Genomic DNA, 20,002 nt, shown 5'->3' on the forward strand with positions numbered 1-20,002 from the left:
TTTTTTTTTTTCAGGCTGCGTCCCCCACCGAGTTCTAGCTTTCTAGTTTGGTCGGTGGTGTTGGATGGTGGTACCCGGCCGAGCCGAGCGCCACCGAGACCGCGTCGTGGACGCCCGACTTCGTGACGGCCGCCGCGCCGTCGCCCGCGGAACCGCGGCCGGCCGTGCCCGCGCCGCCCGCCGAGCCCGCGCCGCCCGCCGAGCCCGCCGAGCCGGCCGCCGATTCGTCGCTCGCGGCGCTGGCGCATATGGCCCGCTCGGTCCAGCCGGCCGAACGGGCCGATCCCAAGCCGGTCGTCCCCAGGCTGGAGACCCCCTCCGTGCCCTCGCTGGGTCCGATCGACATCCCGGACCTGTCCTTCCCGTCGTTCGATTTCGATACCCCCAGCACGAAGAAGACCGAAGAGTGAACCAGAACGCCACCGTTGTGGTCCTTGGGTCGACCGGCTCCATCGGCACCCAGGGACTGGACGTCATCGCACGCCATCGTCATCGCTTCACCGTGGTCGGCCTGGCCGCCGGCGGCGCGCACGTCGAGCTGCTCGCCCGTCAGGCCGCCGAGTTCCAGGTGCCGCAGGTCGCCGTGTACGACACGGCCGCGGCGCCGCGGCTTCGCGAGGCCCTCGACCGGGCCGGCGCGACCACCACGCAGATCCAGGCCGGCCCCGACGCGGTGAACGGCGTCGCGGGCTGCGGCGCGAGCGTGGTGCTCAACGGCATCACCGGATCGATCGGCCTGGAGCCGTCGATCGCCGCGCTCAAGGCCGGCTCCCAGCTGGCGCTGGCGAACAAGGAGTCCGTCGTCGCCGGCGGCAACCTGCTGTTCTCCGCCCAGACGCGCAGCGACCAGATCAACCCCGTCGACTCCGAGCACTCGGCGATCTGGCAGTCGCTGCGCTCCGGCACGCACGGCGAGGTCTCCCGGCTGGTCGTCACCGCGTCGGGAGGCCCGTTCCGCGGCATGACCCGGGAGCAGATGCGCGGCGTCACCCCGGAGCAGGCGCTCCACCACCCGACCTGGAACATGGGCCCGGTGGTGACGATCAACTCCTCGACCCTGATGAACAAGGGCCTGGAGGTCATCGAGGCGAGCCGGCTGTTCGACATCGAGCCGGACCGCATCGTGGTGACCGTGCACCCGCAGTCCGTGGTGCATTCGATGGTCGAGTTCCGCGACGGCGCCACGATCGCGCAGGCCTCGCCGCCCGACATGCGCCTGCCGATCGCCCTCGGCCTGTCCGCGCCCGAGCGCCTGGACGACGTCGCCAGCCCCTGCGACTGGTCGACCGCCGCCACATGGACGTTCGAGCCGCTGGACGACGAGGCCTTCCCCGCGGTGAACCTGGCGCGCGAGTGCCTCAAGGCCTCGCAGAAGCACACCGCGGTGCTCAACGCGGCCAACGAGCAGGCGGTGCACGCCTTCCTCGAGCACCGGCTGCCCTACCTCGGCATCGTCGACACGGTCCGGGCCGTCATCGAGCGGATGGACGCCGACCTGCGCGGCGACCCGGCCTTCTCGTCCGTGGAGGAAATGGGTCAGGTCGAGCTCGAGGCCCGCCGCCGCGCCGACGATCTGATAGACCAGCAGATGTGACCGAAACCACCAACGAGATGATGAGCACCACGCACGAGACCGAGACCACCGACAGGCCGTTCCGCAGGACCGGCGAACCCGACGTCAGCGCCAGCCCGCTGCACCCGCGCCGCGCCTCGCGCCGCATCATGGTCGGGCCGGTGCCCGTGGGCGGGGGAGCGCCCGTCTCCGTGCAGTCGATGACGAACACGCCCACCGTCGACGTGGGCGCGACGCTGCAGCAGATCGCCGAGCTGACCGCCGCCGGATGCGACATCGTGCGCGTGGCCGTGCCGAGCCAGGACGACGCCGACGCGCTGCCCGAGATCGTCAGGAGGTCCCCGATCCCGGTGATCGCCGACATCCACTTCCAGAGCCGGTACGTGTTCCAGGCCATCGACGCCGGCTGCGCGGCGGTGCGCGTCAACCCGGGCAACATCCGCAAGTTCGCCGAGGTCGGCCCGGCCATCTGCAAGGCGGCGACCGACGCCGGCATCAGCCTGCGCATCGGCGTGAACGCCGGATCACTCGACAAGGAGCTGTACGCGAAGTACGGCGGGCCGACCCCGGAGGCGCTGGTCGCCTCCGCGCTCAAGGAGGCCCGCATGTTCGAGGACGTCGGCTTCCACGACTTCAAGATCTCCGTCAAGCACCACGACCCGGTCACGATGGTGCAGACCTACCGGCTGCTCGCCTCCAAGGGCGACTGGCCGCTGCACCTGGGCGTCACCGAGGCCGGCCCCGCGTGGCAGGGCACGATCAAGTCGTGCCTGGCGTTCGGCGCGCTGCTCGCCGAGGGCATCGGAGACACGATCCGCGTCTCGCTGTCCGCGCCGCCGGTCGAGGAGGTCAAGGTCGGCTGCAAGATCCTGGAATACCTGGGGCTGCGGCCGCGCAGGTTCGACATCATCTCCTGCCCGAGCTGCGGCCGCGCGCAGGTGGACGTCATCCAGCTGGCCAACGCCGTGACCGAGGGGCTCAAGGACGTCACCGCGCCGATCCGCGTGGCCGTGATGGGCTGCATCGTCAACGGTCCGGGCGAGGCGCGCGAGGCCGACCTGGGCGTCGCCTCCGGCAACGGCAAGGGGCAGATCTTCATCAAGGGCAAGGTCGTGGCGACCGTGCCCGAGGACCGCATCGTCGAGACCCTGCTGGAGCAGGCGAACCGGATCGCCGCGCAGATGCAGGCCGACGGCCTGGCGCCGTCGACGGCGGGCGGGCCGGTCGTCGTGCCGGTCGTGCACGGGCCGCACGGCCCGGCGCGGTGACCCGGCGGCGGAACCATACAGCCGGGCCGGACACGTCGGGTTTCCCGGCCGCGCGTCCGCAGTGCGGGCCGGGCCGCGGCGGCGCGATATACAATGACGGGATGCGCAGCACGAGGGATAGGGACACGCGGCACGGAGGGGCCGCCTGGGGGCGCGGGCGGCGTCTGCTGGTCAGCCTGCCGATATTCCTCGTCCTGCTCGGCGTCCTGGTCGCCGTGTCCAACCTGACCGCCGTCGAGTGGGACTACGAGCCCACCGACCGCACCGTCGCCACGCTGGACGCCGACACCGCCGTCACCTTCGACGTGCCCGAGGGCGCGACGCTCGCCCGGCGCGGCCAGTACGAGGTCAGCGAGCGCGCCATCGTCGTCCCCGTGACCCGCGAGGCCACCGGCGAGGTGCAGGACATGCGCGTGGTCCTGCGCGAGCCGGTCGGCGCCGGCGGGGGGCGCCCCGGCGTCGTGTTCATGCACGGCGCCGGCCACGGCACCTGCTACGACTCCTTCGGCGACGTGGCCTACGCGATGAGCAGCGCCGGGTTCGTGACCGCCGTGACGGACAAGCCCACCTGGTCCACCACCGACGTCGACCGCGACTACCCGGCCTCGGCGGACGCCTACGACCAGGTCGTCGGCCTGCTGCGCGGCATGGAGGACGTGGACCCCGCGCAGGTCGGCATCTACGCGACCTCGGAGAGCACGTGGATCTCCTCCTACCTGCTGCGGGACGACCCGGACGTCGCCTTCCAGATCCTGCTCAGCCCGATGGTGTACACGCCCCGCGAGGCGCTGGGCTTCTTCGTCGCGCAGGACTTCGCGCTCGCCGGCGCGCACGACGGCTACCAGTCCATCGTGCGGCGCGTGTTCGGCGTCGACGCCGAGCTGTTCGGTCTGACCAACCTCGACATCCGCACGCTGACGCCCGAGGCGTTCGCCGTCCCCACCTTCGTGGCCTACGGATCCAAGGACGTGATGACCGCGCAGGTCGACGGGCTGGAGCAGATCCTGCGCATGGCGCGCCTGGCCGGCAACGACGACGTGACGATACGCAGCTACGCCATGGCGAACCACGTGCTGCGCCTGGGGCACGACGACGTGGTCGGCGAGCCGTTCGCCGACCGCTACCTCGACGACCTGGTCGACTGGACGGTCGGCACGCTGGCCGGGCTGGAGCAGACCAGCGAGCGGGTCGCCGGCGACGTCATCGTCCAATCCATCGCCGTGCCCACGGAACTGCACGCCCACCGCACGATGACGGTCTACGGCGTGGTCCTGCACGCCGCGATGCTGCTGCTCCTGCTGGCGACGGCCGTGGTCGCCGCCGTGGCGCTGGTGCGCCGCCTGCGCCGCGGCCTGCACCCGGACCGGCCGACGCTGGGGTTCCGGCACGGCTTCGGGCGCGTCATGCTGGTGCTGGTGACGGTCACATTGCTGACGCTGTGCATGTTCGCCGTCGGGCTGGGCGAGGTCATCATGACCGTCGTCGACCTGGCGTGGGGCGGCGCCCCCGACAACGACCCCGGCGTGATGTACTGGAGCTGGCCGGTGGCGCAGCTGGTGTGCACGCTGGTGGTCTGGGCGTGGTCGTGCGTGCTGGCGCGGCTGATCGAGGTCGCCTCGCTGCGCGGCATCCTCGCCGCGCACCCGCGCCGGGGCGCCGTGCGCGAGATCGTCTCCGGCGAGCAGCCCGTGCTGGCGACGACCCGTCTGGGCCGGGTGCTGTTCTGGATGTCGGCGGCGGGCATGGTGTCGGTGCTGCTGGTGTTCGCGTTCTGGGGCCTGTTCGTCTACTAGCCCGCATGCGGGCGGGCGGTCCGCCCCGGTTCACGGAAGGGAGGTGCGCGTATGGCGCTGTATCGCGACGAGGGCGTGGTCCTGCGCACCGCGAAGCTCGGCGAGGCCGACCGCATCGTCACCCTGCTGACGCGCGGCCACGGCAAGGTGCGGGCCGTCGCCAAGGGCGTGCGCCGCGTCAGGTCGCGCTTCGGCGGCCGTCTGGAGCCGTTCATGCGCGTCGACGTGCTCGTCAGCGAGGGCCGCTCGCTCGACGTGGTCTCGCAGGCGGAGTCCATAGCCGCCTACGCCGGGCCGATCTGCCTGGACTACGAGGCGTACGCCGCGGCCAACGTCATCGTGGAGACCGTGGACAAGATCGTATCGGCCGAACGCGAGCCGGCCCCCGAACAGTACCGGCTGCTGGTCGGCGCGCTGGCCGCGCTGGCGCGCCGCGCGCATCCGCCGCGCGCGATCGGCGACTCGTACGTGCTGCGCGCGCTGGCGCTCGCCGGCTGGACGCCGCGGCTGGACTCCTGCGTGGTGTGCGGGCGCGGCGACGGCCTGGGATACCTGTCGATCCCGGCCGGCGGGACGATGTGCGGCGCGGACCGCACCCCCGAGGCGCGCCCGGTGAGCCCGGGGGAGCTGGGCCAGCTGCGCGCGCTGACGGCCGGCGACTGGCGGGCGCTGGACGGCGCCGAGCCCCGGTCGCGCGTCACGCGCCTGGTGGCGGATTGGGGCGAGTACTACCTGGAGCGGCCGATCCGCTCGATGCGCGTGTAGCCGGCGCCCCGTCGGACGCGCCGTCGGCGGGCCGCCTCCCGGTGCGGTGCCGGCGCGACGGGGACGGGATCGCGGCCGCGCCGCCCCGCGGACACCGCCGGCGGGGCCGCGCGGATCGGCGCGGCATCGTCACGCCCCGGTCGGCCCCGCGAATGCCGCGGGCGGACCGTGCCGCCTGTATGATGCGTAGTATGGCTTTTGAGAACGTCGACTACCGATCGCTTGATGTCCCCGCCGCGCCGTTTTCGGACCCCGCGCGCATCCCGGACTTCCCGAAGAACAAGGTGCCCCGGCACATCGGCGTCATCATGGACGGCAACGGCCGCTGGGCGCAGCAGCGCGGCCTGGTCCGCACCGAGGGCCACAAGGCCGCCGAGCCGGTGGTCTTCGACACCATCGCCGGCGCGATCGAGGCGGGCGTGCGCTACCTGAGCCTGTACACGTTCTCCACCGAGAACTGGAAGCGCTCGCCGCAGGAGGTGCGCTTCCTCATGGGCTTCTCGCGCGACATCATCCACCGCCGCGTGGCGCAGATGGACGAGTGGGGCGTGCGCGTGCGCTGGTCGGGGCGCCGCCCGAGGCTGTGGAAGTCGGTGATCGACGAGCTCGAGGTCGCGATGGAGCGCACCAGGCGCAACACGACCATCGACGTGGTGTTCTGCATCAACTACGGCGGCCGCGCGGAGATCGCCGACGCCTGCGCCGCCATCGCCAGGCAGGTGCGCGACGGCAGGATCAGCGGCGACCGCGTGACCGAGAAGATGGTGGCCGAGCACCTGTACAATCCCGACATCCCCGACTGCGACCTGGTGATCCGCACCTCCGGCGAGCAGCGCACGTCGAACTTCCTGCCGTGGCAGGCCGCCTACGCCGAGCTCGACTTCGTGCCCGAGCTGTTCCCCGACTGCGGGCGCGAGGTGCTGTGGCGCTCCATCGACCACTACATCCACCGCGACCGCCGGTTCGGCGGCGTCAAGGCCTGAGCCGGACGCGACGACGGCGAAGGGGTGCGCTCCCGGGGTTCGGGAACGCACCCCTTGCTTGTCTTCGTCGCCGTCGTCCCGCCTACTCCAGGCCGATCGAGCCCATCCGGTGGGTGACCAGCGAGGCGACCGCCATCGTGCCGGATTCGGCGAGCAGGCGCACCGCGCGCCGGCCGGCGGCGGGCAGGCTGTAGGCGCTCATCGCCTGCCGGCCGTCGTTGACGTACACCTCGACCGAGCCGCGGTCGACGTACACCCGCAGCTCGATCCGGCCCGAGGCCAGCTCCCCGTCGCTCAGCGGCGCGGCGCGGTATCCGCGCTCGCCGACGCCCGCGGCCTGGCGGTCGAGCACCACGCGCCGGGTCTGGTCGTCGTAGCCGACGTACACGTAGCCGCCGTCGTCGGTGCAGTGCAGCTTGAGGCCGCAGCGCTCGGCGGTGGTGGCTTCCAGGTCGATGGTCAGGTCGATCTCCACGGCCTCGGCGTCCTCGAGCACCTCGCGCTCCTCGTCGCGGCCCAGCGTCATCGAGCCGTGGTCGACGTCGTCCAGGCGCAGCCGGTCGATCTCGGCGACGGGCGTGGTGTGCAGGTCGCCGTCCTCGCGCAGCGTCACCTCGCGCGGCAGCGTCATCTGGCCGCACCAGCCGTCGCGCTGGGTCGGCGAGCCGTCCGCCGGGTTCATCCAGCCCAGGACGATGCGCCGGCCGTCGGGGCCGAGCATGGACTGCGGCGCGTAGTAGTTCGGCCCCCAGTCCCACAGGCGGAACTCGGTCTGCGGCTCGAACGCGCCGCCCGGCTCCCAGGTGCCGATCATGTAGCCGGCGTTGTTGGCGTTGCGGTTCATGAAGCCGTCCGGCTTCGTGCCCATCGCGGAGAAGCACAGCACCCAGCGGGTCGTGCCGTCGGGCGCGGGGATCTCGTAGAAGTCGGGGCACTCGAGCATGAACACGTCGGGGTCGGGGTGGCGGAACAACACGCGGTCGAAGGACCAGCGGCGCATGTCCTCGGAGGTGTAGAGCACGATCTCGCCGCGCTCGTCCCCGGTGCGCAGGCCGAAGACCATGTACCAGCGGCCGTCCTGCTTCCAGACCTTCGGGTCGCGGAAGTCCTTGAGCCGTTCCGGGTTGTCGATGACGACGCCGAGCTTCTCGAAGCGGACGCCGTCATCGGAGACCGCGGCGCACTGCACCTCGAGGTTGCCGTCGGCGACGTCGACGCCGTTCCGCCAGCGGTGGCCGGTGTAGTACAGCCAGAGACGGCCGTCGTCGCCGGTGACGGCCGATCCGGAGAACACGCCCGCGAGCTCGGCCTCGATGCTGGGGGCCAGGGCGATCGGCTCGCGCCGCCAGGTCGTCAGGTCGGCGCTGGAGACGTGGCCCCAGTGCATCGGACCCCACTGGGCGCTGTAGGGGTGCAACTGGTAGAAGACGTTCCAGCGGCCGCGGTGGTGGCTCAGGCCGTTGGGGTCGTTGATCCAGCCGCCGTTGGAGGCGATGTGGAACCTCGGGTACCAGCGGTCGGCGCGGCCGGCGGCCAGATCCGCTACGGCCCGTTCGGCCTTGGCCAGCTGGTCGTCGTGCGGGGCGAAGGGGCGGTTGAGTTCGGTGAAATCACCCATCGGAGTTGACCTTTCTGCATATGGTGTCGCGTCTGCGCGATGCCTCCGTATCGGCAATCGATTGCTCAATGAGCCGAGCTGATATCGAACCGGTACGATTCAGTGCTTCCAGCATACCCTCCCCGCTCCCCGGCCGCATCCCGACATCCTCCCCGCGCACAATGTGCATTTCTTCACGCTGAGAAGCCGATTTGCCCGTCTCAGCATAAAAAATTGCACATTGTGTGCGGGGAGGGGAACGGAACGCCGTTCGCGATCGGGGCGCACAATGTGCAATTCGGGATGGAGGGGGCGGCCGAGACGACCCGGGCTACTCGAGGGCGATGCCGTTGAGATGGTGCAGCGTCAGGCCCTTGACCCGGAGGCCGCCGGATTCGCATGTCAGCGACACCGCACGCGGCCCCTGCGTCGGGAAGTTGTACGAGCTGAGCACCTGATGGCCGTCGTTGACGTACACCTCGACCGAGCCGCGATCGACGAACACGCGCAGCTTCAGCGCGTCGGCGGCGAGCTCGTCGTCGCTCAGCGGCGCGGCGCGGTACCCGCCGTCCGTGCCGGAGCCGTTCTGCCGGTCGAGGACGACGCAGCCGGTCTGCGCGTCGTAGGCGACGTAGACGTACCCGCCGTCCTGCGTCTCGTGGACCCTGAGCCCGCAGCGCTCTGCGGTGGTGTTCGCCAGGTCGATGGACAGCTCGATCTCCCCGGCCTCGAGGTCCGCGTCGAGGGTCATGCGCCCGCCCTCGGCGAGATCCACCGCGCCGAACTCGACGTCGTCCGCGCGCAGCGCGTCGGCCTCCGGGACCGGCACGGTGTGGACGTCGCCGTCCTCGCCGAGGAAGACCTCGCGCAGCTGGGTCAGCTGGCCGCACCAGCCGTCGCCGGCCATCGCCATCGCATGGTCGAACGGGCTCATCCAGCCGACCATGATGCGCCGGCCGTCGGGGGCGTCGAAGGACTGCGGCGCGTAGTAGTTGTGGCCGCAGTCCCACAGGCGGAACTCGGTCTGCGGCTCGAACGCGCCGCCCGGCTCCCAGGTGCCGATCATGTAGCCGGCGTTGTTGGCGTTGCGGTTCATGAAGCCCTTGGGCCTCGATCCCATCGCCGAGAAGCAGAGGACCCACTTCTCGTTGCCGTCGCGGTCGGCAAGGGGGAAGAAGTCGGGGCACTCGAGCATGAACACGTCCGGGTCCGGATGCTCGAACAGCACGGTCTTGAACGTCCACTCCACCATGTCCTCGGAGGTGTACAGCCACATCTGCCCGCGCCGGTCGGCGGAGGAGACGCCGTGGACCATGTACCACACGTCGCCGGTCTTCCAGACCTTCGGGTCGCGGAAGTGCCAGTGGACCTTGTCGCGCGGGCAGTCGATGATCATGCCGAGCTTGGTGACGTGCCGGAGCTCGTCGTCGTCCGGGACGGCCATCATCTGGACCTGCCACTCGCCGCCGGTGTTGTCGCGGCCGTTGGCCCACCGGTGGCCGGTGTAGTAGAAGCGCAGTTCGCCGTCGTCGCCGATCGCGGCGGAGCCGGAGAACACGCCGTCCCGCTCCTGCTCCAGGCTGGGCGCCATCGTGATGGGCTCGCGCCGCCAGGTCACCAGGTCGGCGCTGGAGACGTGCCCCCAGTGGCACAGCCCCCAGGCGGTGCCGTACGGGAACAGCTGGTAGAAGACGTGCCAGCGGCCCTTGTAGTAGCACAGGCCGTTGGGGTCGTTGATCCAGCCGCCGTCGGAGGCGATGTGGAACTTGGGGTACCATCGGTCGTTGCGGGTGGCCGCCAGCTTGGCCACGCCGGCCTCGGCCTTGGCGAGCTCGGCGTCGTGGTCGGCGAACGGCGTGAGGGTGGGGGTGAAATCGGTCATCGGTCTGCCTTTCGTGGTGGTGGGTGTCGTTTGCCGGGGTCGGGTCACGCCTTGGCGGCCTGCATCGCCCTGAGCTGACGGTCGGTGTAGAACGGGTCGCCGTCGACCTGCTGGTCGTCGCGCTTGATGACGAAGAAGCCGTAGATCAGCGCGGCGAGCACGATGCCGGAGATCGTGAAGAACGTCGGGCGGTCGCCCATCGAGTCGTGCAGCATGCCCAGCGGCGTCGAGAAGATGACCTGGCCCACCTGCGAGGCGATCTGGAACCCGACCATGTACAGCGTGGCCGACAGCTTGGTGTCGAAGTGCAGGGTGAAGTACCGGAACGCCGGCAGGCAGAACAGCGGCACCTCGATGGAGTGGAACATCTTGACGATGGAGACCGCGACCGGGTTGTGGAAGACGCCGCACAGGCCGATGCGCGCGAACATGACGAACGCGCCGAGCAGCAGGGCGTTGCGCACGCCGATCTTGCGCATGATGACCGGGACGACGCCCATCATGGCGGACTCGAGGAACACCTGGACGGAATTGAGCGTGCCGTAGGTGGCGTCGCCGATGTCGGTGGTGGGGAACAGGCTGGAGTAGTAGGTCGGGAACATCTGCTGGTCGAACACGGTGTAGAAGGTGTTGGTCAGCAGCATGAAGACGATGAGGACCCACAGCGCCGGCATCCGCAGGACGGACACCATCTCCTTGAGGGAGGGATTGGTCCTCTCGGCGTTCGGGTCGGCCTCGCGGCGCAGCTCCTCGCGCTGCTCCGCCGGAACCCAGAACAGGTAGACGAGCAGCATGCCCAGGCCGCAGGCGGAGGCGACCCAGAAGTTGAGCATCGGGTTGATGTTGAACAGGAACCCGGCGCACAGCGCCACGATGGCGTAGCCGAAGGAGCCCCAGGCGCGGGACTGGCCGTACTCGAACCCGAACTTGCGCGAATAGCGTTCGGTGAGCGCCTCGACCAGGGAGCAGCCGGCCATGAACCCGGCGGACAGCACGACCGATCCGAGGAGCACGCCGGCGAAGCGGACGGAGCCGCCCGCGGCGAGCATCGGGGCGTAGACGAAGTTGACGAACGGGCCGACGAGCGCCGCGACCGCCGCGATGGCGATGACGAGCTTGCGCTTGATGCCGAGCTGGTCCTGGATAACGCCGTAGGCGAACATGATGACCAGCGTCGCCAGCGAATTGATGGAGTAGATCTGGCCCTGCTCGGCGGAGGTCATGCCCAGGCCCTTGTCGGGGGCGAGCAGGTAGCGCGAGAAGAAGGACCACCAGATGCCCCACGAGCAGAAGAACATGAAGATGCCGAACGAGCTCTGCAAGTAGGAGGGGTTGCTCCATGCGGATTTGGATGCACGTGCCATGTGTGTCTCTTTCCTGCCGTAGAACCGCACCGCTGCCATGCGGTTGGTCGATGATGATTGCGGGATTCGGTTGTCGGCGACCGTCTCCGGCCGCTGCGCCGTCGGTGTCGATCGCGGTTGCCATCATAGGACGTCAATCGATTTACGTCAATCGATTTAAATACGTGGCGCCCGCGACGACGTCAAACGATTGATTTTCAGCCGTTCCAACGAATCGCGGTGAATGCGCATCGGCGTGTCATGCAGCGTCGGTCCCGCCGGCGGCGGCTACGCCGCTGCGTGATGCGCGACCGAATCCTTCTCGATCAGCGTGCAATGGATGGAGACCGGGCCGTCCGCGTCGAACGGGGGCAGCGGCGCGGTCGTCCGGGGCGGCGTCACGTCGTCCAGCGGACGGTCCTCGATGAGCGAGACCAGGCGGCAGACCGACCAGTAGCCCATTTCGTAATGCGGCAGTTCGACCGTCGTCAGCTGCGGGGCGAAGGTCTCGGCGATGACCCTGTGGTTGTCCACGCCCACCACCGAGACGTCGCGGCCGACGACCAGGCCGCGACGGGCCGCGCACTCGTACACGTACCACGCGCGGGCGTCGTTGAAGCAGAAGAAGCCGTCCGGATGCCGCTCGTCGAACAGGCGGCTGACTGCGTCGAGCGCCGGCTGGTTGAACCACACCCGGATCGCCAGATCGTCGTCCGGCTCGATCCCGGCGTCACGCAGGGCGCTGCGGTACCCCTCCAGGCGCAGCCCCTCGGCCAGCATCGGCTCGGCGCAGCCGACGTAGGCGATGCGCCGGCAGCCGGCGTCGATGAGATGGCGGGTCGCGTCGTAGCCGATCCGCGTCTCGTCCGGCGCGATGCTCGGGATGCCGCCGCTGCCGTCGACGGCGTCGACGATCACCGTCGGGTAGCCCGCGATGCCCCCGGGCGCGGTCGTGACGCGGTTCGACATCTTCGCGTACAGGAATCCGTCGACCCCATAGCGTTTGAGCGCGGCCAGCTGCCGCTCCTCGTTGGCCCTGCCGTCGGTGTTGACCGTGATCATCATGTAGCCCAGCTCGCTGGCGGCGTCCTGCGCGCCGAGCACGATGCCGCCGGCGTACGGGGTGGTGGCGATCTCCTCGCTGACGAAGCCGATGATGCGGGTCCGGCTGGTCCGCAGGCTTCTGGCCAGCGGATTCGGGCGGTACCCCATCGCCTTGGCGATCGCCCGCACGTTGGCGGCGGTGTCGGCGTTGACGCGGCCCTCGTCGCGGTTGTTCAGCACCAGCGACACCGTGGATACGGACACCCCGGCCCGGTGCGCGATCTCCTTCATCGTCGTCATACGTAAAACGATAGACCCTTGGCGCCGTCCGGGCCGGATATGCCGGGACGACGCGGCGCGCCGCCCCGGCGCGTCGCGTCGGCTACTCGGACAGGATCGAGTCCACCAGCTGCGGCTTCTCGGCCAGCTGGCCGCTGAACCCCGGGCGGATGTCGAGCTTGAGCGTCACGCCGGTGCGGTAGCCCTGCCCGGCGAGCTTCATCGTCGCGTCGCGCACGACCCTGAGCACCTCGTCGAGGTCGCCCTCGATGTTGGTGAACATCGCGTTGGTCTCGTTGGGCAGCCCGGAGTCCCGAATCACCACCACGGCCTGCGAGACGTATTCGCTGAGCTCGGCGCCCACGCCGCTCGGGGCGATCGCCACCGCCGCCACCGTGTTGATGTACGGCCTGCCGGTCTCGGGGTCGACCGGCACCTCCTGGCGCACGGCCTTGCGGTCCGGGACATCGTTCGTCGTTGTCGTCATCATGGCTCCTTGGTTGGTTGTCGTTCTGTCTTCGAAATGACCGTTATCCGGTCGCGGCGGATTCGCCGGCCGTCGCGGCGGCCGACGCGGTTCGCCCGGCCCCGTCCGCCGCGTGGCGACCGACGGTTCGCCGCCGCCCGCCGTGGGCCCGGCCGTCAGCGCCAGCGCCAGGCGTGGTCCATCGGCCCGCAGCCGCGGCCGAGATCCAGCTGCACGCCCAACGCGCCGGTCAGGTACGTCTTGGCGTCGCGGATCGCCTGCGGCAGCGCCGCGCCCTTGGCCAGGTTCGCGGCGATGGCGCTCGACAGCGTGCACCCGGTGCCGTGGGTGTTCGGGTTGTCCACGCGCACGCCGTCGAACCAGGTGACCGCGCCGCCCGGCTCGGCGAGCACGTCGCTGGCGTCGGCGGTGCCGTGGCCGCCCTTGACGAGCGCCGCGCACCCGTACCGCTCCGCCAGCGCCACGGCCGCCTCCCGCATCGCGGGCGCGCCGTCGATGGAACCGAACGCCATCCCGAGCAGCGCCTCGGCCTCGGGGATGTTCGGCGTGATCACGTCGGCCAGCGGGAACAGCATGGAGGTCAGCGCGCCGACGGCGTCCTCGCCGATCAGGCGGGCTCCGGAGGTGGCCACCATCACCGGGTCGAGCACGACGTTGCCAGCCCGGTGCCGCGTCAGGCGGTCGGCGATGACGGCGATGAGCGCGGCGCTCGAGACCATGCCGATCTTCACCGCGCCCGGGCGGATGTCCTCGAACACCGCGTCGATCTGGTCGGCGAGGATCGCGGGGTCGGTGTCCTGCACCGATCGCACGCCGGTGGTGTTCTGCGCCGTCAGCGCGGTGATGGCGGACATGCCGAACACCCCGTTGGCCAGCATCGTCTTGAGGTCGGCCTGGATGCCGGCGCCGCCGGAGGAGTCGCTGCCCGCGATGGTGAGCACGGCCGGCAGCGCGTGGCGGCGGGCCGTCGGCGCATGGCTGTGGCGGCGGTCCCCGCGCACCGCGGTCCACGCCTCGGCGAGTTCTCTGGTGGCCGCCTGCGGGTCGTCGGCCCCGGCGATTGCCGAGACGACGAACCACCCGGCCGCCTGCGTCCGCGCCAGCTCCGGCACGTCGTCGGCATGCACGCCGCCGCCCACGACGACCGGATATCGGCTCGCCGCGCACAGCTCGCCGGCTCCGGCGACGCCGAGGGCGCGTTCGACGCCGTCGGCGCCGACGACGGCGGCCTCCGGCTTGGTCGCGGTGCGGTGCACCGGCCCGACGCCGATGTAGTCGATGACGCCGTCGTCCAGCGCGTTCGCCGCCTCGATCTGCCCGATCGTCTTGGCCGACAGCCCGACGATGGCGTCCGGGCCGAGCAGCGAGCGCGTCTGCTCGGGGTCGAGGTCGTCCTGGCCGATGTGCACGCCGTCGACCTTGATGCCCAGGCCGCGGCACTGCCAGGCGGCGTCAACGCGGTCGTCGATGACGAAGGCGACGTCGTCGGACCTGCCCTGCCCGGCGATGACCCGGGCGATGTCGCGCGCCATCGCGGTGATGTCGCGGGAGTCGGCGTGCTTGGCGCGCAGCTGGACCAGCGTGGCTCCGCCGCGCAGCGCCGCCGCGACCACGTCGGCGACGGGCCGGCCCTTGGTGTCGTCGGGGCCGAGGACGAGATAGTGCCGCAGGTCGAAGCGGCCGCGCATCGAAGGGTATGGGAAAAGCGTCATGGTGGTGTCCTTGGGGTGGTGGGGCGGTTGCGTTCGGCGGCCCGGGTCAGGCCAGGATGGGCGAGGCCGCGATCCGTTCGGCGGTCGTGTTCCACAGGGCGTCGAGGAACGCGGTCTGGAACGAGCCCGGTCCCTGGGCGCTCGCCGCGGCGGTCTCCGCGGCGCGGTTGAAGTGCAGCGATGCGGCCAGCGCCGCCGTGAGCGGGTCGGCGACCGCCAGGTAGGTGGCGGTCACGCCGCCGAGCGAGCAGCCGGCGCCCGTGATCTTCGTCATCATCGCGCTGCCGCCGGGCAGCCGGTAGTCGCGCTCGCCGTCGGTGACCAGGTCGATCGCGCCGGAGACGGCGACCGTGCCGCGGCCGTCGGGGGAGCGGCTCGCCAGGTGCCGGGCCACGCGGCGGGCCGCGGCCGCGGCCGACTCGACGTCGTCCACGGACTCGACGCCGGCCGGCCGGGTCCGGTCGCCGGCCTCGCCCCCGCCCAGGCCCCACAGCCGATCCAGCACGATGATCTCGCTGGCGTTGCCGCGCACGACGTTCGGCGGCACGTCGCGGAAGGACTCGAGGATCGCGGTGCGGGTCGCGCCGATGCCGGCCGCCACCGGGTCGAGCACCCAGGGCCTGCCCAGGTCGTGCAGGCCGCGGGCGATGTCGGCGAGGGCGTCGCCGTAGAACGGCAGCAGCGTGCCGACGTTGACGTAGGTGGCGCCCGCGATGGCGGCGGTGTCGAGCACGTCGTCGGGCAGGAAGCTCATCGCGGCGGTGCCGCCCGCGGCGAGCTGGGCGTTGGCCACGAGGTTGATGGTGACGAAGTTGGTGAACGACTGCGCCAGCGGCGTGGCGGCGCGCACGTCGTCCACGGCCTTGCGGACGGCGGCGCGCAGCGGGTGGTCCGGCGGAAGGTCCCCGGCGGCGGCGCCCCGGGCCGGCGAGGCGTTCGGCGAATGATTCGATGAAGGGTTCGACGACGATGCGGATGGCGTCATATCACTGCTCCCTACGATGGTGTTAGCCAACAGGTTCAAAGGGTCGGGCCGTGGCCCATCTCAACGCGCGCTGCGGCACGCGCGTTCCCCTGCATGTACGGTTCCGAACATAGGGGCGTGCGCGGACAGCGGCCGGCGTTGACACGCCGCCGTGCGTGTCACCGCATGCGGATAGACTCGTTCGGGTCAAGACCCCAAACCGTTCAGACCAGAAGGTGCACTGTGGCTGCAAGCAAACTCGATGAAGTGGTATCCCTCGCGAAGCGTCGCGGGTTCGTCTTCCCCGCCGGCGAGATCTACGGCGGCACCCGCTCCGCTTGGGACTACGGCCCGCTCGGCGTGGCGCTGAAGGACAACATCAAGCGCGAATGGTGGCGCTCGATGGTGGTCACCCGAGGCGACGTGGTGGGCGTGGACACCTCGGTGATCCTGCCTCCGGCCGTGTGGGTGGCCTCCGGCCACGTCTCCGTGTTCAACGACCCGCTGATCGAGTGCCTGAACTGCCACAAGCGCCACCGCGCGGACAAGCTCGAGGAGTCGTACGCCGAGAAGCACGGCCACGACCCGGAGAACGGGCTGAAGGACATCGTGTGCCCGGACTGCGGCACCAAGGGCGACTGGACCGAGCCGCGCGACTTCAACATGATGCTGCGCACGCACCTCGGCCCGGTCGAGGACGACAACAGCCTGCACTACCTGCGCCCCGAGACCGCGCAGGGCATCTTCGTGGACTTCAAGAACGTGATGACCTCCTCGCGCTCCAAGCCGCCGTTCGGCATCGCCAACATCGGCAAGAGCTTCCGCAACGAGATCACGCCGGGCAACTTCATCTTCCGCACCCGCGAGTTCGAGCAGATGGAGATGGAGTTCTTCGTCGTGCCCGGCACGGACGAGGAATGGCACCAGTATTGGATCGACACCCGCACCCGCTGGTACACCGACCTGGGCATCAACCCGGAGAACCTGCGCCACTACGAGCATCCGAAGGAGAAGCTGAGCCACTACTCCAAGCGCACGGTGGACATCGAGTACCGCTTCGGCTTCCAGGGCTCGGAGTGGGGCGAGCTCGAGGGCATCGCCAACCGCACCGACTACGACCTGACCGCGCACCAGAACCACTCCGGCGAGGACCTGAGCTACTTCAACCAGGCGACCGGCGAGCGCTTCATCCCGTACGTGATCGAGCCGGCGGCCGGCCTGACCCGCTCGCTGATGGCCTTCCTCGTGGACGCCTACGACGTCGACGAGGCGCCGAACACCAAGGGCGGCGTCGACAAGCGCACGGTGCTGCGCCTGGATCCGCGCCTGGCCCCGGTCAAGGCCGCGGTGCTGCCGCTGTCCAAGAAGCCGGAGCTGCAGGCCATCGCCCAGGACCTGGCCGCCGACCTGCGCCAGCACGACTGGATGGTCGACTACGACGAGGCCGGCGCGATCGGCCGCCGCTACCGCCGCGAGGACGAGATCGGCACGCCGCTGTGCGTGACCGTCGACTTCGACACGATCGACGACCACGCCGTCACCGTGCGCGAGCGCGACACGATGGCCCAGGAGCGCGTCAGCCTCGACAAGGTGGCCGACTACGTCGCCGAGCGGGTGGGCGAGAAGCGCGTGCGCTACCCGCAGGGCCCGGTCTCGATCGTGGGCGCCAAGGCGGCCGACGGCGGCGTCGACGTGGCCAAGGAGCCGGGCGTCGACGAGAGCGAGCCGGTCAGGGTCGCCGAGGCCGGCGGCCAGCGCTGAGCCGCGGGCCCGGACGTATGGAGCGGAACCCAGACCACGCCGCGGCGGGCCTGGGTTCCTCCGTCTCGCCGCCGGCGGGGCGCCATGGAAGGAACGAACGATGTGTGATGACGTAGCCAGCCGATCCGATGCCGCGGCGGCCGCGGGCACGGCGTCCCGCGAACGGCGGGACGCCGCCGGCGGGCGGGCCCCGGTGCTGGACCCGCGCACGGACGCGAGGCCGAGCGGCCCCGTGCGCGTCGAGCCCGTCGACCTGGGGCCGGTGCACGTGTCGACGCCGGTGATGCTCTCGCCGATGGCCGGGGTGACGAACTGGCCGTTCCGCGTGCTGTGCGAGGAGTACGGCCCGGACGGGCTGTACGTGGCCGAGATGGTCACGGCGCGCGCGCTGGTGGCGCGCAACCCCAAGGCGTTCCGCCTGTGCCGGTTCGCGCCGTCCGAACGCGTCCGCTCGCTGCAGCTGTACGGCGTCGACCCCGCCATCGTCGAGCAGGCGGCGCGGATCGTCGTGGACGGCGGCATGGCCGACCACATCGACCTGAACTTCGGCTGCCCGGTGCCCAAGGTGACCCGCCGCGGCGGCGGATCGGCCCTGCCGTGGAAGCTCGACCTGTTCCGGGAGATCATCGCGCGCGTGGTGCGCGTGTGCCGGACCGCGGACATCCCCGTGACCGCCAAGATCCGCGTCGGCATCGACCACGAGCACGAGACGTTCCACGAGGCCGGCCGCATCGCCCAGGAGGAGGGCTGCAAAGCCGTGACGCTGCACGCGCGCACGACGGCCGAGTACTACGGCGGGCATTCCGACTGGTCGCGCATCGGCGAGCTGGCGAGCGAGCTCGACATCCCGGTGTTCGGCAACGGCGACATCTGGGGCGCCGACGACGCGCTGGCGATGATCGAGCGGACCGGCTGCGCCGGCGTCGCCATCGGGCGCGGATGCCAGGGGCGGCCGTGGCTGTTCGCCGACATCAAGCACGCGTTCGCCGGCAGCGACGAACGCACCAACCCGACGCTGGGGGAGGTCGGGCGGATCATCGCCCGGCACGCGCGCCTGCTCACCGAGTTCTACGACGGCGACGAGCGCATGGCCGTGCATGACCTGCGCAAGCACGTGGCGTGGTACCTCAAGGGGTTCCCCGTGGGCGGGCAGACCCGGCGCGCGTTCATGGCCTGCGAGAGCCTCGAGGACGTCGACCGTGAGGTGGCCGCGCTGGACCAGGACGCCCCCTACCCCGAGCGGGTGGCGGACAAGCCCCGCGGCCGCGTGCGGTTCCAGAAGAAGGTGCATCTGCCGTACGGCTGGCTGGACTCCCGGCGGACCACGCACGAGGAGCGCGAGGCGCTGTTCGGCGACGATCCGATGGACGCGGGCTACTGAGTCGCGGCCCCCGGACGGACGAGTTGTCAAAATGCGGTACACGCCTGAGAATCTTCGGCGATTGTCAGGCCGGCTGCGATAGAGTAATGCGTAACCGTGAGTGACAGGAGACTATGGTGAGCGAGATCGCCCAGACTGAATTCAACGACAAGACCAACATCAAGGTCGTCGGTGTCGGTGGAGCCGGCGGCAACGCCGTCAATCGCATGATCGCCGAGGGTCTGCAGAACGTCGAATTCGTAGCCATCAATACCGACGCGAAGGACCTGCTGCGGTCCGACGCCGATGTGAAGATTTCCCTGAGTGACAACACCAACCGCGGGCTCGGCGCCGGGGCCGACCCCGAGCGCGGCATGAAGGCCGCCCAGGACCATCAGTCGGACATCGAGGAGGCCCTCAAGGGCGCCGACATGGTGTTCGTCACCTGCGGCGAGGGCGGCGGCACCGGCACCGGCGCCAGCCCGATCGTCGCGCGCGCCGCACACCAGCAGGGCGCGCTCACCATCGCCGTGGTCACCCGCCCGTTCGGCTTCGAGGGGCCGCAGCGCGCGAACAAGGCCGCGCTCGGCATCGAGAACCTCCGCAAGGAGGTCGACGCCCTGATCGTGATCCCGAACGACCGCCTGCTCGAGCTGTCGGACCGCTCGATCGGCATCGTGGACGCGTTCAAGACCGCCGACAGCGCGCTGCTCGCGGGCGTGCAGGGCATCACGGACCTGATCACGATGAACTCGTACATCCACGTCGACTTCGCCGACGTGACCGCCATTCTGCGCGGCGCCGGCACGGCGCTGTTCGGCATCGGCTCCGCCCGGGGCGAGGACCGCGCCACCCAGGCCGCCGAGATCGCCATCAGCTCGCCGCTGCTCGAGGAGAGCATCGAGGGCGCCCACGGCGCGCTGATCAACATCGCCGGTCCGACCGACCTCAAGCTGCAGGAGGCCTCCGCCGCCACCGAGCTGGTGCGCAAGGCCATCCACCCCGAGGCGCAGATCATCTGGGGTCTGGCGCTCGACGACTCCTACGGCGACGAGGTGCGCGTCACCGTCATCGCCGCAGGGTTCGACTCGATCAAGAAGACCGCCGCGTCGGTGGAGGCGGAGGCCTCCTGCAGCTTGAGGTCGGTCGGACCGGCGATGTTGATCAGCGCGCCGTGGGCGCCCTCGATGC

The 20,002-nt window shown here is 70.5% G+C and carries 16 protein-coding genes, 1 pseudogene and 1 riboswitch; of the genes and pseudogenes, 9 read left to right on the plus strand and 8 right to left on the minus strand.

Annotated features, from left to right (window positions below; translation table 11 throughout):
• Nucleotides 1-47: 47 nt before the first annotated feature.
• From KIH73_RS10225 to KIH73_RS10250, 6 genes are all read left to right on the plus strand, one after another.
• A complete protein-coding gene (locus KIH73_RS10225) occupies nucleotides 48-410 on the plus strand; it encodes a hypothetical protein (protein ID WP_219083183.1) in 363 nt (120 codons plus the stop codon).
• Nucleotides 407-1,594, plus strand: coding sequence for a 1-deoxy-D-xylulose-5-phosphate reductoisomerase (gene dxr, locus KIH73_RS10230; protein ID WP_219083185.1), 1,188 nt, complete (start codon nucleotides 407-409; stop codon nucleotides 1,592-1,594). Before KIH73_RS10225 ends, dxr begins: the two co-directional genes overlap by 4 nt.
• A gap of 20 nt (nucleotides 1,595-1,614) precedes the next feature.
• Complete coding sequence (gene ispG / locus KIH73_RS10235) at nucleotides 1,615-2,841, plus strand: flavodoxin-dependent (E)-4-hydroxy-3-methylbut-2-enyl-diphosphate synthase (protein WP_420830235.1); 1,227 nt, start codon at nucleotides 1,615-1,617, stop codon at nucleotides 2,839-2,841.
• 101 nt (nucleotides 2,842-2,942) lie between these two features.
• Nucleotides 2,943-4,634, plus strand: a complete 1,692-nt coding sequence (locus KIH73_RS10240; protein WP_236022723.1) for an alpha/beta hydrolase family protein — start codon at nucleotides 2,943-2,945, stop codon at nucleotides 4,632-4,634.
• A 51-nt stretch (nucleotides 4,635-4,685) separates the two neighbouring features.
• Nucleotides 4,686-5,399 (plus strand): DNA repair protein RecO, encoded by a 714-nt coding sequence (gene recO / locus KIH73_RS10245; protein ID WP_219083187.1) that lies wholly within the window; start codon nucleotides 4,686-4,688, stop codon nucleotides 5,397-5,399.
• A gap of 191 nt (nucleotides 5,400-5,590) precedes the next feature.
• Complete coding sequence (locus KIH73_RS10250) at nucleotides 5,591-6,382, plus strand: isoprenyl transferase (protein ID WP_219083189.1); 792 nt, start codon at nucleotides 5,591-5,593, stop codon at nucleotides 6,380-6,382.
• A gap of 82 nt (nucleotides 6,383-6,464) precedes the next feature.
• Here the strand turns inward: KIH73_RS10250 and KIH73_RS10255 are convergent, their stop codons facing one another.
• From KIH73_RS10255 to thiM, 8 genes and pseudogenes are all read right to left on the minus strand, one after another.
• On the minus strand, nucleotides 6,465-8,000 hold the full coding sequence (locus KIH73_RS10255) for a glycoside hydrolase family 32 protein (protein ID WP_219083191.1): 1,536 nt from the start codon (nucleotides 7,998-8,000) through the stop codon (nucleotides 6,465-6,467).
• 310 nt (nucleotides 8,001-8,310) lie between these two features.
• Entirely contained in the window at nucleotides 8,311-9,861 is a 1,551-nt protein-coding gene (locus tag KIH73_RS10260) for a glycoside hydrolase family 32 protein (RefSeq protein ID WP_219083193.1), read from the minus strand.
• Nucleotides 9,862-9,905: 44 nt separating this feature from the next.
• Nucleotides 9,906-11,225 (minus strand): MFS transporter, encoded by a 1,320-nt coding sequence (locus tag KIH73_RS10265; protein ID WP_219083195.1) that lies wholly within the window; start codon nucleotides 11,223-11,225, stop codon nucleotides 9,906-9,908.
• 267 nt (nucleotides 11,226-11,492) lie between these two features.
• Nucleotides 11,493-12,548: a LacI family DNA-binding transcriptional regulator gene (locus tag KIH73_RS10270; protein ID WP_219083197.1), complete on the minus strand. Its 1,056-nt coding sequence runs from the start codon at nucleotides 12,546-12,548 to the stop codon at nucleotides 11,493-11,495.
• 82 nt (nucleotides 12,549-12,630) lie between these two features.
• Nucleotides 12,631-13,017: a thiamine-binding protein gene (locus KIH73_RS10275; RefSeq protein ID WP_236022724.1), complete on the minus strand. Its 387-nt coding sequence runs from the start codon at nucleotides 13,015-13,017 to the stop codon at nucleotides 12,631-12,633.
• Between the two features lie 152 nt (nucleotides 13,018-13,169).
• Entirely contained in the window at nucleotides 13,170-13,964 is a 795-nt protein-coding gene (gene thiD, locus KIH73_RS11020) for a bifunctional hydroxymethylpyrimidine kinase/phosphomethylpyrimidine kinase (RefSeq protein WP_236022728.1), read from the minus strand.
• A 168-nt stretch (nucleotides 13,965-14,132) separates the two neighbouring features.
• A pseudogene (locus KIH73_RS11025) lies at nucleotides 14,133-14,726 on the minus strand (thiamine phosphate synthase); the annotation flags it as partial.
• A 46-nt stretch (nucleotides 14,727-14,772) separates the two neighbouring features.
• On the minus strand, nucleotides 14,773-15,711 hold the full coding sequence (gene thiM, locus KIH73_RS10285) for a hydroxyethylthiazole kinase (protein WP_219083201.1): 939 nt from the start codon (nucleotides 15,709-15,711) through the stop codon (nucleotides 14,773-14,775).
• Nucleotides 15,703-15,812: riboswitch (TPP riboswitch) on the minus strand. Its footprint overlaps the gene before it by 9 nt.
• Nucleotides 15,813-15,933: 121 nt before the next feature.
• On the opposite strand from thiM, the gene KIH73_RS10290 reads away from it, so the two are divergent.
• From KIH73_RS10290 to ftsZ, 3 genes are all read left to right on the plus strand, one after another.
• Nucleotides 15,934-17,451 (plus strand): glycine--tRNA ligase, encoded by a 1,518-nt coding sequence (locus KIH73_RS10290; protein WP_219083203.1) that lies wholly within the window; start codon nucleotides 15,934-15,936, stop codon nucleotides 17,449-17,451.
• 100 nt (nucleotides 17,452-17,551) lie between these two features.
• Nucleotides 17,552-18,832 (plus strand): tRNA dihydrouridine synthase DusB, encoded by a 1,281-nt coding sequence (gene dusB / locus KIH73_RS10295; protein ID WP_219083205.1) that lies wholly within the window; start codon nucleotides 17,552-17,554, stop codon nucleotides 18,830-18,832.
• A gap of 116 nt (nucleotides 18,833-18,948) precedes the next feature.
• A partial coding sequence (gene ftsZ / locus KIH73_RS10300) for a cell division protein FtsZ (RefSeq protein ID WP_338024001.1) occupies nucleotides 18,949-20,002 on the plus strand: 1,054 nt, incomplete at its 3' end.

The sequence above is a fragment of the Bifidobacterium phasiani genome, from assembly GCF_019331775.1.
GTDB classification, from domain to species: domain Bacteria; phylum Actinomycetota; class Actinomycetes; order Actinomycetales; family Bifidobacteriaceae; genus Bifidobacterium; species Bifidobacterium phasiani.

Excerpts from the sequence above, each read along its gene's own strand:
- ispG (WP_420830235.1), top strand. The coding sequence starts at position 1,615 with ATGAGCACCACGCACGAGACCGAGACCACCGACAGGCCGTTCCGCAGG.
- KIH73_RS10240 (WP_236022723.1), top strand. The coding sequence starts at position 2,943 with ATGCGCAGCACGAGGGATAGGGACACGCGGCACGGAGGGGCCGCCTGG.
- recO (WP_219083187.1), top strand. The coding sequence starts at position 4,686 with ATGGCGCTGTATCGCGACGAGGGCGTGGTCCTGCGCACCGCGAAGCTC.
- KIH73_RS10250 (WP_219083189.1), top strand. The coding sequence starts at position 5,591 with ATGGCTTTTGAGAACGTCGACTACCGATCGCTTGATGTCCCCGCCGCG.
- KIH73_RS10255 (WP_219083191.1), bottom strand. The coding sequence starts at position 8,000 with ATGGGTGATTTCACCGAACTCAACCGCCCCTTCGCCCCGCACGACGAC.
- KIH73_RS10260 (WP_219083193.1), bottom strand. The coding sequence starts at position 9,861 with ATGACCGATTTCACCCCCACCCTCACGCCGTTCGCCGACCACGACGCC.
- KIH73_RS10265 (WP_219083195.1), bottom strand. The coding sequence starts at position 11,225 with ATGGCACGTGCATCCAAATCCGCATGGAGCAACCCCTCCTACTTGCAG.
- KIH73_RS10270 (WP_219083197.1), bottom strand. The coding sequence starts at position 12,548 with ATGACGACGATGAAGGAGATCGCGCACCGGGCCGGGGTGTCCGTATCC.
- KIH73_RS10275 (WP_236022724.1), bottom strand. The coding sequence starts at position 13,017 with ATGATGACGACAACGACGAACGATGTCCCGGACCGCAAGGCCGTGCGC.
- thiM (WP_219083201.1), bottom strand. The coding sequence starts at position 15,711 with ATGACGCCATCCGCATCGTCGTCGAACCCTTCATCGAATCATTCGCCG.
- dusB (WP_219083205.1), top strand. The coding sequence starts at position 17,552 with ATGTGTGATGACGTAGCCAGCCGATCCGATGCCGCGGCGGCCGCGGGC.